The sequence below is a fragment of the Alloiococcus sp. CFN-8 genome, assembly GCF_049943125.1.
Lineage (GTDB): Bacteria > Bacillota > Clostridia > Clostridiales > Clostridiaceae > JAEXZL01.
The window spans coordinates 1,845,286-1,859,093 of sequence record NZ_CP188040.1; the positions used below are offsets into that span (position 1 = coordinate 1,845,286).

General features: G+C 37.1%; 15 protein-coding genes. 11 read left to right on the top strand and 4 right to left on the bottom strand.

Going from position 1 to position 13,808, the window contains the following annotated elements:
• Window positions 1-20 precede the first annotated feature (20 nt).
• Window positions 21-1,241: an FprA family A-type flavoprotein gene (locus ACPWSR_RS08455; protein WP_426351245.1), complete on the bottom strand. Its 1,221-nt coding sequence runs from the start codon at window positions 1,239-1,241 to the stop codon at window positions 21-23.
• Between the two features lie 49 nt (window positions 1,242-1,290).
• Window positions 1,291-3,201 carry an acyl-CoA dehydrogenase family protein gene (locus ACPWSR_RS08460; protein WP_426351246.1) on the bottom strand — a complete coding sequence of 637 codons (1,911 nt, stop codon included), beginning with the start codon at window positions 3,199-3,201 and terminating at the stop codon, window positions 1,291-1,293.
• Between the two features lie 527 nt (window positions 3,202-3,728).
• Here ACPWSR_RS08460 and ACPWSR_RS08465 point away from each other — a divergent pair.
• The 11 genes from ACPWSR_RS08465 (at window position 3,729) to ACPWSR_RS08515 (ending at window position 12,264) form a co-directional block, all read left to right on the top strand.
• Window positions 3,729-4,328: an ECF transporter S component gene (locus tag ACPWSR_RS08465; protein ID WP_426351247.1), complete on the top strand. Its 600-nt coding sequence runs from the start codon at window positions 3,729-3,731 to the stop codon at window positions 4,326-4,328.
• Window positions 4,329-4,529: 201 nt separating this feature from the next.
• Window positions 4,530-5,195 carry a hypothetical protein gene (locus ACPWSR_RS08470; protein ID WP_426351248.1) on the top strand — a complete coding sequence of 222 codons (666 nt, stop codon included), beginning with the start codon at window positions 4,530-4,532 and terminating at the stop codon, window positions 5,193-5,195.
• A 35-nt stretch (window positions 5,196-5,230) separates the two neighbouring features.
• The gene (glf, locus tag ACPWSR_RS08475) at window positions 5,231-6,340 is read left to right on the top strand and encodes a UDP-galactopyranose mutase (RefSeq protein ID WP_426351369.1); all 1,110 of its coding nucleotides are present in this window, start codon (window positions 5,231-5,233) and stop codon (window positions 6,338-6,340) included.
• Between the two features lie 49 nt (window positions 6,341-6,389).
• Window positions 6,390-7,418 carry a glycosyltransferase family 2 protein gene (locus tag ACPWSR_RS08480; protein WP_426351249.1) on the top strand — a complete coding sequence of 343 codons (1,029 nt, stop codon included), beginning with the start codon at window positions 6,390-6,392 and terminating at the stop codon, window positions 7,416-7,418.
• Window positions 7,419-7,632: 214 nt separating this feature from the next.
• Window positions 7,633-7,830, top strand: a complete 198-nt coding sequence (locus tag ACPWSR_RS08485) for a helix-turn-helix transcriptional regulator (RefSeq protein WP_426351250.1) — start codon at window positions 7,633-7,635, stop codon at window positions 7,828-7,830.
• A gap of 2 nt (window positions 7,831-7,832) precedes the next feature.
• A complete protein-coding gene (locus ACPWSR_RS08490; protein ID WP_426351251.1) occupies window positions 7,833-8,264 on the top strand; it encodes a hypothetical protein in 432 nt (143 codons plus the stop codon).
• Between the two features lie 205 nt (window positions 8,265-8,469).
• On the top strand, window positions 8,470-8,943 hold the full coding sequence (locus tag ACPWSR_RS08495) for an RNA polymerase sigma factor (RefSeq protein ID WP_426351252.1): 474 nt from the start codon (window positions 8,470-8,472) through the stop codon (window positions 8,941-8,943).
• Window positions 8,933-9,898 (top strand): DUF4825 domain-containing protein, encoded by a 966-nt coding sequence (locus ACPWSR_RS08500; protein ID WP_426351253.1) that lies wholly within the window; start codon window positions 8,933-8,935, stop codon window positions 9,896-9,898. The genes ACPWSR_RS08495 and ACPWSR_RS08500 overlap by 11 nt, the downstream gene beginning before the upstream one ends.
• Before the next feature lie 80 nt (window positions 9,899-9,978).
• Window positions 9,979-10,677 (top strand): DNA alkylation repair protein, encoded by a 699-nt coding sequence (locus tag ACPWSR_RS08505; protein ID WP_426351254.1) that lies wholly within the window; start codon window positions 9,979-9,981, stop codon window positions 10,675-10,677.
• Window positions 10,678-10,962: 285 nt separating this feature from the next.
• The gene (locus ACPWSR_RS08510) at window positions 10,963-11,874 is read left to right on the top strand and encodes an NAD-dependent epimerase/dehydratase family protein (RefSeq protein WP_426351255.1); all 912 of its coding nucleotides are present in this window, start codon (window positions 10,963-10,965) and stop codon (window positions 11,872-11,874) included.
• A 189-nt stretch (window positions 11,875-12,063) separates the two neighbouring features.
• The gene (locus ACPWSR_RS08515) at window positions 12,064-12,264 is read left to right on the top strand and encodes a PF20097 family protein (RefSeq protein ID WP_426351256.1); all 201 of its coding nucleotides are present in this window, start codon (window positions 12,064-12,066) and stop codon (window positions 12,262-12,264) included.
• A gap of 70 nt (window positions 12,265-12,334) precedes the next feature.
• Here the strand turns inward: ACPWSR_RS08515 and ACPWSR_RS08520 are convergent, their stop codons facing one another.
• The gene (locus ACPWSR_RS08520) at window positions 12,335-13,300 is read right to left on the bottom strand and encodes a zf-HC2 domain-containing protein (RefSeq protein ID WP_426351257.1); all 966 of its coding nucleotides are present in this window, start codon (window positions 13,298-13,300) and stop codon (window positions 12,335-12,337) included.
• Entirely contained in the window at window positions 13,293-13,787 is a 495-nt protein-coding gene (locus ACPWSR_RS08525; protein WP_426351258.1) for an RNA polymerase sigma factor, read from the bottom strand. The genes ACPWSR_RS08520 and ACPWSR_RS08525 overlap by 8 nt, the downstream gene beginning before the upstream one ends.
• Window positions 13,788-13,808: the final 21 nt, after the last annotated feature.

Consider the following 13,808-nt stretch of genomic DNA (forward strand, 5'->3'; position numbering starts at 1 on the left):
GTTAGTAGTTAAAGGCTTTTTTAAGCCTTAGCTTTTTCTCTAGCCTTTACTGATTCAACCAAGGCATCAGCTAGGGACATCAGTTCATCTCTCTTACCACTATTTATAGCTGAATTCAAGGTAAGCTGTTCTGGAAGTATAGTCATCTCCTTCATTTCGTCTAAGAGATTTTTTATCAGTGTACCGGATTTAACTGCCCAGGAGCCATTTTCAATTAGAGCTACAGTACGCTTTTGAAGATTAAGAAGCTTCATGTGCTCTAGGAAGTCATGCATTACAGGGAAGATGTTTAAATTATAGGTAACACAGGCGAGAGCTATATGACTAAACTTAAAGGCATCGGAGATTAGGTATGATGAATGAATGCTTGATACATCATACATGGATACATTGGTCAAGCCTTTATCACAAAGCATTGAAGCAAGCTCTGCAGCGGTACTTTCTGTATTTCCATACATGGAAGCATATACAATTAAAACACCATCTTCTTCTGGTTCATAGCTGCTCCATTTATCATATTTATCTATGAAATATTCTAAATTAGAACGCCAGATAGGTCCATGAAGAGGGCAGATCATCTTTATAGGTAATCTTGAAGCTTTCTTTAGAAGCTCCTGCACAAAGGGACCGTATTTTCCTACGATATTTGTGTAATATCTTCTTGCTTCATCCAGCCAATCTCTATCAAAATTTACCTCGTCAGCAAATAGCTTTCCATTTAATGCCTTGAAGGTGCCGAAGGCATCAGCAGCAAAGAGTATACCAGTGGCTTCGTCGAAGGACATCATAACCTCTGGCCAGTGTATCATCGGTGCTTCTATGAAGGAAATTGTATGCTTACCAAAGTTTTTTGAATCCCCTTCCTTTACCTCTTCAAAACGATCTCCCACATCAAAGCCAAACTGATTCATAAGCATGAAGGTTTTATCTGTTCCTATAACCTTACACTCTGGATATCTGAAAAGCACCTGCTCTAGAGAAGCACTGTGGTCAGGCTCCATGTGATTAACTATCACATAATCCAGCTTCTTTCCATTAAGAACTACTTCTATGTTCTCCAGGAACTGTCTGCAGGAGCTCCAGTCTACGGTGTCAAAAAGAACTGTTTTCTTATCCATTAAAAGAAATGAATTGTAAGAAATACCGTCAGGAATTGGGTGTATATTCTCGAAAAGGTGGAGCCTATGCTCATCCACACCTACAAAATATATATCATCAGTAACCTTTCTTATATAACTCATTAATATATCCTCCTCTGAAGAAAATTATTCTTATACTTAAATACTTCTCTTATACAGGTATGAATTTGTCCTTACCTTCTCCACAGTCAGGGCACATCCATTCTGCAGGAATATCCTTGAATTGTGTTCCTGGAGCAACCTCTCCCTCGCTGTCGCCCTTTTCAGGGATATATTCATAACCGCAGCCTCCACAGACATATCTTCCAACAGGAGCTGCCTTAGTCTCAACAACAGCTTGTCTCTTCATCTTTGTTGCTGGAGGAGCAGGCTTCTTAGGTTCTCCATTATCTAAAGCCTTAGTAAGAAGAGGAAGTACTTCTGCTAAATCTCCCACGATGCCATAGTCGGCATTCTTGAATATAGGAGCATTAGGATTATTATTAATGGCTACTATGGTAGTAGCATTGGTAATTCCCTTGAGATGCTGTCCAGCACCGGATATACCACAGGCAATATATAGATTTCCATTAAACTTTTGTCCAGACATTCCTACATAGCGGTCAATTGGAAGATATTTAAGATTTTCTGCCACAGGTCTTGAGGAACCGATAGCAGCTCCTGCCTGGTAGGCTAGCTCTTCAATAAGCTTCATATTGCTCTTAGGTCCTATTCCTACTCCTGCGCTGACAACTCTATCTGCTTGAGTAATTGGAGTATCTGCAGGTATTCCCACAGTGAAATCATAGCCGTCCTTCTTTAAGGCTTCCACAAGCTGAGTAACTCTTTCTTCTAAGGAGCCATCCTTTAATATCAGCTTCTTACGGTTACCAGTGATAGGCTGCTTAGGTCCTTTCTTAGCAGGGGCATCAGCTTTGGTTATCTTACCAAGTATATAAGAACCAATAACTACATTCTGTATTTCGTTGGTACCCTCATATATAGTAGTGATTTTAGCATCACGATAATGACGTTCTACTTCCATTCCCTTAAGGAATCCGCTTCCTCCATGGATTTGAAGGGCATCATTTACCACCTCAAGGCAGATGTCTGAAGCATATTTCTTTGCCATTGCTGATTCCATACCATAAGGGACATGGTTTTCTTTAAGGTCAGCAGCGCTATAAACAAGTAAGCGAGCAGCTCTAAGCTTTGTGGCCATTTCTGCCAGCTTAAAGGATATAGCCTGGAGAGCTCCTATAGGCTTGCCAAACTGTTCTCTTTCCTTTGCATATTCAACAGCAGCTTCAAAAGCACCCTGAGCTATACCTAAGGCTTGAGCTGCTATACCAATACGACCTCCATCTAAGGTAGACATGGCAATTTTAAAACCTTGTCCTTCTTTACCTAGAAGATTTTCCTTGGGTACCTTTACATTGTTAAATAAAAGCTGTGCTGTAGAGGAGGAACGGATTCCTAGCTTGTCATAGTGGTCTCCGAAGGTGAAGCCCTCCCAGCCTCTTTCTACTATAAAGGCACTGATGCCTCTTGTACCTATTCCTGGCTGAGTAACAGCAAATACTACATAGGTATCAGCATAAGGAGCATTGGTGATAAAAATCTTTTCTCCATTAAGGATGTAATAATCTCCTTCTAAAACAGCAGTGGTTTCAGTACCACCCGCATCACTACCTGCATTGGGCTCTGTTAACCCAAAGGCACCGATCTTTTCGCCCTTGGCAAGGGGAACTAGATATTTCATTTTTTGCTCTTCAGTACCATACTGGAAGATAGGATAAGAACCTAGTGAAACGTGAGCTGAAAGAATAACCCCTGTACCACCATCCACACGGGAAAGCTCCTCTACTGCTATGGCATAGCTTAAGGCATCAAGACCGGCTCCGCCATATTTCTTTGGATAAGGAATACCCATAAAGCCAAGCTTTCCAAATTCAGCTATCTGCTCTTCTGGAAACTTATTTTCCTTATCAAGCATAAAGGCAATAGGCTTGATTTCTCTTTCCACCCATTCTCTAACCTTAAGACGAAAGGCTTCATGATTATCAGTGGTTTTGTACAACATTAATATCTCCTCCTTAATAATAATTAAGCCGAGCAGAAGATGTCTTTTGTTTTTTTATATAGTTAAGTTATTTATGCACTTAGGGTTATAAAAGTTTTGTAAAATAGATAAAAAAATAACAAGAATAGAAAGTTAGAATGTAATAAAAATAAAAAATGATAAATCATATCATATTTTTAAGGTATTTATTCATTTATATGATGAAATATAGGGTTTATTGTCTTTATATATATAACATTATACTATAAATATACTATTAAAATAGTAAAAATGCAAAAAAATTCTTAAAAATATAGGAATAATAAAAATAAACAGTAAATAGAATATGAAATTCATCCATAAATATAGCTAAAATGATGTTTATTTAAAGTTTATATGGTATTGGCTAAAATAAATGTATAAATATTTACTGTAGTGATATTTATTTAACGAAAATATGCTTGATTTTTATAAAAATGGTGGTAATATTTTCTTATAAGTAAATATTAAGCGAGGCATCCTTGTGAGCCTCAGCGGGAGGAATTAAAATGGAAAATAAATTAGTAAAAGTAAGTGTCAATCAGATGGTACGTTTGGCTATACTGATAGGGATCATTTTACTTATGTCTTATACCCCTCTTGGCTATCTGAAGGTAGGTGCTGTTGAGATCACCTTTATCATGATACCAGTGGTTGTAGGGGCTGTGGTTATGGGACCTAAAGCCGGAGCCTTTTTAGGAGGAGTATTTGGATTTACAAGCTTCCTACAATGCTTTGGATTCAGTGCCTTTGGAACCATGTTATTTGGAATAAATCCTGTCTTCACCTTTATTCTTTGCATGGTACCTAGAATCCTCATGGGATGGCTCAGTGGAGTAATATTTAAAAAGCTCCATGATGTAGATAAAACCAATGTTGCCTCTTATGTTATTGCATGTATTTCAGGAGCTATTCTAAACACTGTGCTCTTTGTAGGCTTCCTTTTAGCCTTATTTGGAAATACAGAATATATACAGAGCTTTGGAAGCAATCTTTGGCTTATAATCGTAGCTATAGTTGGAGTCAATGGCCTTATTGAAGCAGGTGTATGTGCTGTGGTAGGCTCAGCTATATCTAAGGCTCTAGCTTTATTAGTAGATAAGAAATAATAAGTTACCATTAATGATAAGATTATATTGAATTTAAGCTCAGGGAGAAGTGGATTTATTCTTCCTGAGCTTTTTTAATTCTTAAGAAAAAAATAAGATTAATCTTCATTGTTAATTAAGGAACTTCTCTTATAATATTACTGTATAGATGATATACTTTATGATGAAATACTTATTATATTTTAAAGAGGTAGGGTGGCTATGAAAGAATTTATTAAAAAGCATTCATTATTATTACCAGTGGCCATTTACGGCATCATTTATATGTCCTGGTTTGCTCTTTTAGAGGAAAAGGTCCAGGAGCCTGTTCATATAATTCATTCTGTTATAGATGATTTTATTCCTTTTGTGGAGGTTTTTGTTGTGCCATATTTCCTTTGGTTTGCCTTCGTGGCCTTCTTTGGGATATATTTTTATTTTAAGGATAGGGAGGATTTTAAGAAGCTTGCAATAAATCTAGCCTTTGGTATGACGGCATTTCTTATAATTTCTACCTTATTCCCCAATGGGCATGAGTTAAGGCTGGAGGTTTTTCCTAGAGATAATATTTTTACGGATATGGTCAAGCATCTATATACTATAGATACTCCAACTAACATACTTCCAAGTATCCATGTTTATAATACTCTCTGTATATACCATGGGGTAAAAAATAGTGCTCTATTTAGGAATAAAAAGGTTTGGCGAGGGGCTACCTCTCTGTTAGCGTGGTCTATTATTGCTTCTACGGTATTTTTAAAGCAGCATTCTATAATAGACGTTTTCCTTGCTTTTGCCTTAGAGATTCCTATGTATATGCTCCTTTATAAGGGAGTGAGCCTTAAGTTTAGGTCTATTAAAGAAAAGTCTCAGATGGAAACTATGTAAAAAATGTCTTTATGAAGGAAGGTAAGGTAAGTGCCATGAAAGAGTACGATTATTTAATTGTGGGCAGCGGTTTATTTGGAGCTGTATTTGCCCATGAAGCTAAGAAGTTAGGAAAAAAGTGCCTTGTTATAGACAGAAGGGATCATATCGGTGGGAACATTTATACAGAGGAAGTAGAAGGGATACAGGTTCATAAATACGGAGCTCATATATTCCATACTAGCAATGATAGGATATGGAAGTACATACAGCAGTTTGGTGAGTTTAATCGCTTTACTAATTCTCCTGTGGCTAGATATAAGGATGAGCTATATAATCTTCCCTTTAACATGAATACCTTCAATAAGATGTGGGGAGTAGTAACTCCTGAGGAGGCAGAAGCTAAGCTAGAGGAGCAGAGGAGAGAAGCTGGGATAGAGAATCCAAAAAATCTCGAGGAGCAGGCTATAAGCCTTATAGGTAGGGATATTTATGAGAAGCTTATTAAGGGCTATACAGAAAAGCAGTGGGGAAGAAGGGCTACAGAGCTTCCTGCTTTTATTATAAAGAGGCTCCCTGTTAGACTAACCTACGACAATAACTATTTTAATGATAGCCATCAAGGAATTCCTAAAGCAGGCTATACTTCTCTTGTAGAGGGGATGCTGGAGGGAATAGAGGTAAGGCTTAATACAGATTTTCTTAAAAATAGAGAAGAATTAATGGAAATAGCCGATAAAATAATATATACAGGTATGATTGATGAATATTACGATTATTGCTATGGAGAGCTGGAGTATAGAAGCCTCCGCTTTGAGACAGAAGTTCTCGATAGGAAAAATTATCAAGGAAATGCAGTGGTTAATTATACAGAATATGAGGTTCCTTATACCAGGATTATTGAGCATAAGCATTTTGCCTTTGGTACTCAGCCTAAAACTGTTATAACCAGAGAATATCCTGCTGACTGGAAAAGGGGTGACGAGCCTTATTATCCTGTTAATGATGAGAAGAATAACAGCCTGTATAAAAAGTACAGAGAGCTTGCTGAAAAAGAGGAAAGGATAATCTTTGGAGGAAGGCTTGGTTCATATAAATATTATGACATGCACAATGTAATTTATGAGGCTCTTCAATGTGTTAAAAAGGAGCTTACGGATAAATAAACGTTATATTTAAAGGAATAATTTTAAACCATAAAGAAGGAAAATTAACATGATAAAAGATAAGCTACTAACCGTTGTAATACCCTGCTACAATTCAGCAGGCTACATGAAAAATGCAATAGAATCAGCTTTAGGCCACGAGGACTTGGTAGAGCTTATTATAGTTGATGATGGTTCTACTAAGGACAATACCCTGGAAATAGCTAAGGAATATGAAAGTAAGTATCCTGACAGTGTAAGGGCAATACATCAGGAAAATGGCGGCCATGGTGCTGCAGTAATGGCAGGAGTAAAAAATGCTAAGGGAAGATATCTTAAGGTATTGGACAGCGATGACTGGCTAGATAAGGAAGGGATGGACAAGCTTCTTTCCTTTATGACCTCTTCTATAGAAAAGGGGGAGGAACTGGATCTTATAGTATGTAATTATGTATATGAAAAGCCTTCTGAGGGAAAGAGAAAATCCATAGGCTATAAAAATGTAATGCCGGTAAATAGGATATTCACTTGGAAGGATATGGGTAAGTTCCGCATAAGCCAGTACCTACTGATGCATTCTGTTGTTTATAAGAGAGAGGTACTCTTGGAGGCTAAGGTAGATCTCCCTAGGAAGACCTTTTATGTGGACAATATTTTTGTATATCAGCCACTGCCTTATGTTAAGAGCATATACTACATGGATATAGACCTTTATCATTATTTTGTAGGCCGAGAAGATCAGTCTGTAAATGAAAAGATAATGATAGGCAGAATAGACCAGCAGCTTAGGGTTACAGATATAATGACCTCTGCCCACAGGCTAAACACTATTAAAGAGCCAGCTCTGAAGAAGTATATGACTCATTATTTATCCATGATGATGACCATATGCTCCACCCTACTTATAAAGGAAGGGTCAGAGGAAAGTGAAAGGAAGTACAACCAGCTCTGGGAGGATATTAGGACAAAGTATCCGGAGGAATATGCCCTTATAAAAAAGGAGTTCCTGGGCTGGGCCGTAGAAACAGACAGCAAGGCCTTCAAAAAGATAATTATTCTGTGCTATGAGATAGCAAGAAGGCTTTATCACTTTAATTAAAAGCTATATTTTAAAATTTAAATTATAATATATTATAAGCAATACATTTAATTTAAAAGTCCAGTGAATTTTAAAATTCACTGGACTTTAGTTTGAAATAATTTAAAACTATAAACTTGATAATTATTGATATATGGAAAGTTTGCTTGACATAACTGGAACAATACTATATACTTAAAATATGGAAAGTTAGCTTTACATAAAGGAGGCTATAATGAAAAATAGATTAGAAGAAATTAGAAAAGAAAAAGGAATTAAACAAGAAGAACTTGCAAGGGAGCTCCAGGTATCTCGACAAACCATTAGTTCATTAGAAAAAGGAAGATATAATCCTTCTATTATATTAGCATTTAAAATTGCTAGGTACTTTGGAATGAGTGTAGAAGAAATATTTATTTATGAGGAGGAATAGGAATGAATAAAAAGATGATTAACTATTTTGCTGTAGTAACAGGTATTATACTCCTTGCAAGTGGATTAATTTTAATAAAGTTGATTCATACTCCACAGGGGATATTTACAACATTACCTTATATATGCGTAGGAATTGGATGTGGTATATTTGGTTATGGTATTGGCAATATAATAAACTCGAGGATTATGTATAATAATCCAGATGTTAAAAAACAAGTGGAAATTGAATTGAAAGATGAACGTAATATTGCTATACAAAATAGTGCAAAGGCAAAAGCATATGACATGATGATTTTTGTTTTTGGAGCATTAATGATATCCTTAGCATTAATGAATGTTGAGATGATGGTTATATTGATGCTAGTTACCTCTTATTTATTTGTAGTAGGCTATAGCATTTATTGTAGAATAAAATATAATAAAGAGATGTAATTAATCCTTAATTATTTATAATAATAATTAGAAAGATAGTTAAAGTCATATTAAGATATTTAGCTATCTTTTTGTAATTTACCATTTATTTTAAATCATTGGTATTTTGGTGGATAAAAATTTTTAAATTACCTGTAACGAAATCATAAGTTTTGATATTAATAGATAGAAACTGTGAAAGGAGGTGGCGGTGTTGCCGTCTTCAATGGAAGAAATTTATAAAGCTCACTCTCAGGCAGTTTATCGCTATCTCCTCTCTTTAACTCATAGTGAAGAATTAGCTGAGGAGCTGACCCAAGAAACCTTCTATCAGGCAATAAAAGGGATAGAGCGCTTTGATGGCTCCTGTAAGATAACTACCTGGCTCTGTTCTATTGCTAAGAATCAGCTTTATAGTTATTACAGGAAGCATCCAGGTACAGAAGTGCTTGAAGAGGATATACAAGGTGCAACCTCCTTAGAGGCTGAGGTGATGTCAAATATCAACCGGCTGGAGATTCTAAAAAAGCTCCATTTATTTCAGGAGCCCTTCCGGGAGGTTATGTACCTCAGGCTATTTGGTGATTTATCCTTTCGTGAAATAGGTGAGATTCTCGGCAGGACAGAAAACTGGGCCAGGGTAACCTATTACCGTGGAAAAGAAAAGTTGAAAAAGGAGATGGACACAGATGGAGAATAAATTACCCTGTGAAATTGTTCAGGATTTGTTGCCCACCTATGTGGATGGGCTTACCAATGAGGTTACTAATAAGGCAGTGGAAAAGCATATAAAGGAATGTGACAGCTGCGCTTCAATGCTCAAGAGAATGAGAGAACCTGAGAAGATAGAACAGCCGGAGGTGGCTGAGATTGACTATTTGAAGAAAACTAGAAAAAGGTTTGGACGTATTGCTTTATTCAGCACATTAGCGGCAGTATTAGCCGTAGTCCTAGGATTCTTAATTCGCTTCTATTATATTGGCAGTGAGGTTTCTGCTACTGTATTAAATTATGATGTCTCTGTTCATGACAATACAATAGCTTTAGATGGAAGTATGCTGGATAGTGGAAGAGGTTATTCTAGGATTTCCTTTGAAGAGAAGGATGGAGTTGTGGAAGTTAATATATATGCTGCTCCAAAGACCTTCTTAAATGATGGAGAGTTCACCTCCCAGTATACAGCGGAGGAGGAGATTACAGAGGTTCGTATAGGAGATACAGTAATCTGGGATAATGGAGTAAAAATAAGCAAGAGTACCGCTTCCCTATATGCAGCTAAGAATCCTTATGTAGGGAATATGGGTGGAAATATGAGGGTAGCCATAGCTCTGGGCATATCTGAGAAGATAGGTGGCTTTACCAATGAGCTTCACACAGATGCAGAGCCTTATGGCTGGAAGCTTATTTTCAGGGATAATATATCCTCTGGTAGAGAAGCTAGCCTACAAGAGGAGATGACTTTGAATTCCTATGCAATCCTTGCTGTCATAGACAATCTCAGCTATGTTACCTGGGAATATAAAACTGAAGCCGGGCTGCAGGAATTGACTGTAGATAAGGACGCAGCAAGCTCTTTTGTAGGCCGTGATATCAAGAGCTTTGATGAAAGTCCTGCAGAGCTCCAGAAGCTTATGGAGCAGCTTAAGCTTAATTAGGTTGTGTTTTTAACATTAATGACCTATTATGTAATTAAAAGGGCAGAGAGTACTGCTTAAGAGAAAGAAGAGGGTAAAAGGTGAAGGAAATAGAGGAATATGTTCAAAATTACTTGTTTGCTAATCAGGATTTAACGTACAGAGCTTTTAACTGCAAGCTTATACCCACGATAAATCCTGAAGCAGTCATAGGGGTAAGGACTCCAGTGCTCAGGAAGTTTTCAAAGGAGCTTGCAAAAATGCCAGAGTCTAGAGAGTTTTTAAATAGCTTGCCTCATAAGTATTATGAAGAAAACAATCTCCATGGCTTCCTGGTTGAGAATATTAAGGACTATGACGCTTGTATAGCTGCCGTAGAAGAATTTCTCCCTTATATTGATAATTGGGCTACCTGCGATCTTATGGCTCCAAAGATCTTTAAAAAGCATCTTCCGGAGCTCTTGGAGAAGATTAAGCTATGGCTTAAATCTGATAGAACCTATACCATACGCTTTGCCATTGGAATGCTTCTGAGCTTTTACCTAGATAGTGAGTTTAAGGTGGAGTATCTAGACCTTGTAGCTAGTGTAAGATCTGAGGAATACTATGTGAATATGATGATAGCCTGGTACTTTGCCACTGCTCTAGCTAAGCAGTATGATGCAGCACTACTATATATTGAAGAGCAGAGATTGGATAGATGGACACATAATAAGGCTATTCAGAAGGCTATAGAGAGCTATAGGATTAGTGAGGAGAAGAAGGGATATTTGAGGACGAAGAAGATAAAAAGCAAGTAAGAAGTGAGAGGTAAGAGTTGAAGAGCAGAAAATGAAAAGCAACTAAGAAGTAAGAGGTAAGAAGTAAGAGTTGAAGAGCAGAAGAGCAGAAGAGCAGAAGAGCAGAAGAGCAGAAGAGCAGAGAAAAGTGAAGAGAGCAAAGATAAAAGAAGAAAAAGTAAGAAGTGAGAGCTAAGGACTAAGAGTTGAAGAGCAAAAGATGAAGAGCAACTAAGAAGTAAGAGGTAAGAAGTAAGGGCTAGGAGTTGAAGGGCAGAAGATAAAAAATTGATGAGGTGAGGGTTTGTGAAGATATTAGTGACAGGTGGTACTGTTTTTGTGAGTAAGTATGTAGCTGAGTATTTTGTTAATAAAGGGCATGAGGTGTTTGTTCTTAATAGAAATACTCGTCCTCAGGTTGAAGGTGTTCAGCTTATTAACTGTGAACGTAATAACCTAAAGGATATATTAAAAGGACATCATTTTGATGCTGTGTTGGACATCACTGCTTATACTCGAAAGGATGTAGAAGTGCTGCTCAGTGCATTAGGTGAATTTGATAATTATATTTTAATCAGTACGAGCGCTGTATATTCAGAAAGGGATCCACAGCCTTTCACTGAAGAGCAACAAACTGGCAGAAATATATATTGGGGAGAATATAGTGCAAATAAAATTGAGGCAGAGGAATATCTGTTAGAGAAGGTTCCTCATGCCTACATTATCAGACCACCATATATCTATGGGAAAATGAATAATCTATATAGAGAAGCCTTTGTTTTTGACTGTGCTGAAAAGGATATGCCCTTCTACATACCAAAGGACGGTAAAATGCCTCTTCAATTCTTTGATATAGAAGATTTGTCCCGCTTTATGGAGCTGCTTTTGGAAAAGCAACCAGAGCAGAGAATTTTTAATGTTGGAAACAAAGATGTTATTACTATTAGTCAGTGGGTTGAGCTTTGTTATGAGGTGGTAGGAAAAACTCCGGAGTTTAAATATGTTAGTGAAGATATTCCACAGAGAAGCTACTTTCCATTTATAGATTACAGCTATATTCTCGACGTAAGTAAGCAAAATGAACTGCTACCTGGTACCAAACCTATGCTTCAGGGGTTAAGGGAAGCCTATGAGTGGTATAAAAATAATCGTGAGGCTGTACGGAAAAGACCATTGATTGAATTTATTGAAGAGAAGCTAATAGAGGATAGAGAATAGAGAAGAGATAAGAGAGAAAAGAGCAGAAGATAAAAAGCAACTAAGAAGTAAGAGGTAAGAGGTAAGAGGTAAGAGTTGAAGAGCAAAAGAGCAGAGAAAAGTGAAGAGAGCAGAAGATAAAAGAAGAAAAGGTAAGAAGTAAGGGCTAAGAGATTAAAGGAAAAAGGCTTGGAATAGTGGGGGGTAAAAATGAAGTGTCCATATTGTAACGAAGATATGACAATGGGCTATATTCAGAGTGCAAGGCCAATGTTTTGGGGAGAGAAGAAGCGTAAGTTGTTTTGGTTCCCTAGGAGAGAGGAAGAAATCGAGATTACACAAAATGCCTGGGATAACGATGCTGAAGCTTTTTACTGCAAGAAGTGTAAAAAGGTAATAATAGATGTATAATATAATGTGAAAAGTAATTAAAGGGAGCTCCTGGTGGAGCTCCTTTAGTTTCTTAAAAGGATTATTTTACTTAAGTACTTTTTAATTTCTTATACTCTAAGAGCTTCAAGGCAAGTTGCATGAGGAAGTATATTGGGAACATTAAAAGCAATATGCTGGATAGGTCCTTTATTATTGTATGGGAAGCACCGGAGGTGCCTTTTACTAATAGGAAGCTAAGTATATAGGTGACGGGAAGGAAAGTTATTTTGAGAGCTATAGCTCTTGCTTTTAGACGACGTCTGAGGATGAAGGTGATAATGGAGCCCATGAGGGTTAAAAATAAGGCTAAACCAAAATACATGTTTAGGACAAGTCTTGGAAGCACAGCCACTTGAGACCCATCAGGGAAGCCACCTCCATAAATCACTTGAGCACCATTGCTTTCCCCTTCTATTTCTGGACCCTGATAAAGTATACCTCTTACAGGAGTATAATCTCCTTTTTCAGATTTATTTATTATAAAGCTCTCCCCAACATCTTTTGGGAAATATTCTCTTAAACGATTGGTCCAGAGGGAAATATGATAATAGTTGGCTTTGTTATATTCACTGGAGCCATAGGTAAAGGGTTCTAACTCATAGCCTGCAACCACAGGACTAAGATTAGCTATAATTGCTCCATTATCCAGCTTGTTAAAGGTAATAAGCTCATCATTATAGGGCAGGAGTATAGGAGCAGTGAGATTGATATAAGTAATGAGCATAAAAATGACTGCAATAATCACTGAACAGGCTATGGTTATATATTTTTTTTGCTGCAGCTTTCTTCTTATGGCAAGGATTGGTGCTTTATCGGAATTCTTCAAAAGCTCCTCTGGATAGCTTCTATGGCCATCAACTAAGTCTACAGGAGAGCTGAGCTCCTTTAGATAAGCGTGACACCTCGTACATTCCTGAAGATGCTCTTCAACTAAGGCTTTGCTATCCTCGCTTAGGAGTTCTTCCTTATAAAGTGGGAGCAAATCCTCTATGATGCTACAAGTGATTTTACTCATGATAATCCTCCATTTCTAATAATATTTTTTTCTTAGCTCGGTGAAAGGTGACGCAGGCCCAGTTTTCACTTTTATCAAAGAGCTTTCCTATAGCTTGGAAGGATAGCTCTCCAAAGATCCTTAAGGTGAATACTTCCTTATAGGGCTCTGGCATTTTATGAAGTAGCTGATGTATTCTATAGGCATCATTTTTATCTATAAGCTTTTTTTCAACAGATTTACTTTCATAGAGTTCATTCTCTGGAAGCTCGTCTATAAGTTCTTCTCTTTTATGCTTCTTAAGGTAGGTATAATAGCAGTTCTTAGCTATTTCACAGAGCCATATCCTTATATCACACTGTCCTTTAAAGGAGTCTAGAGCCTTTAAGGCCTTAAAAAAAGCTTCAGCAGTGACCTCCTCTGCTATTTCATCACTTCTTGATATGGATTTTATATAAAGAAACACTACCTTAAAATATCTTTGGTATATATCCTCAAATTCAGTCATCCCTTCACCTCCTCACTTATT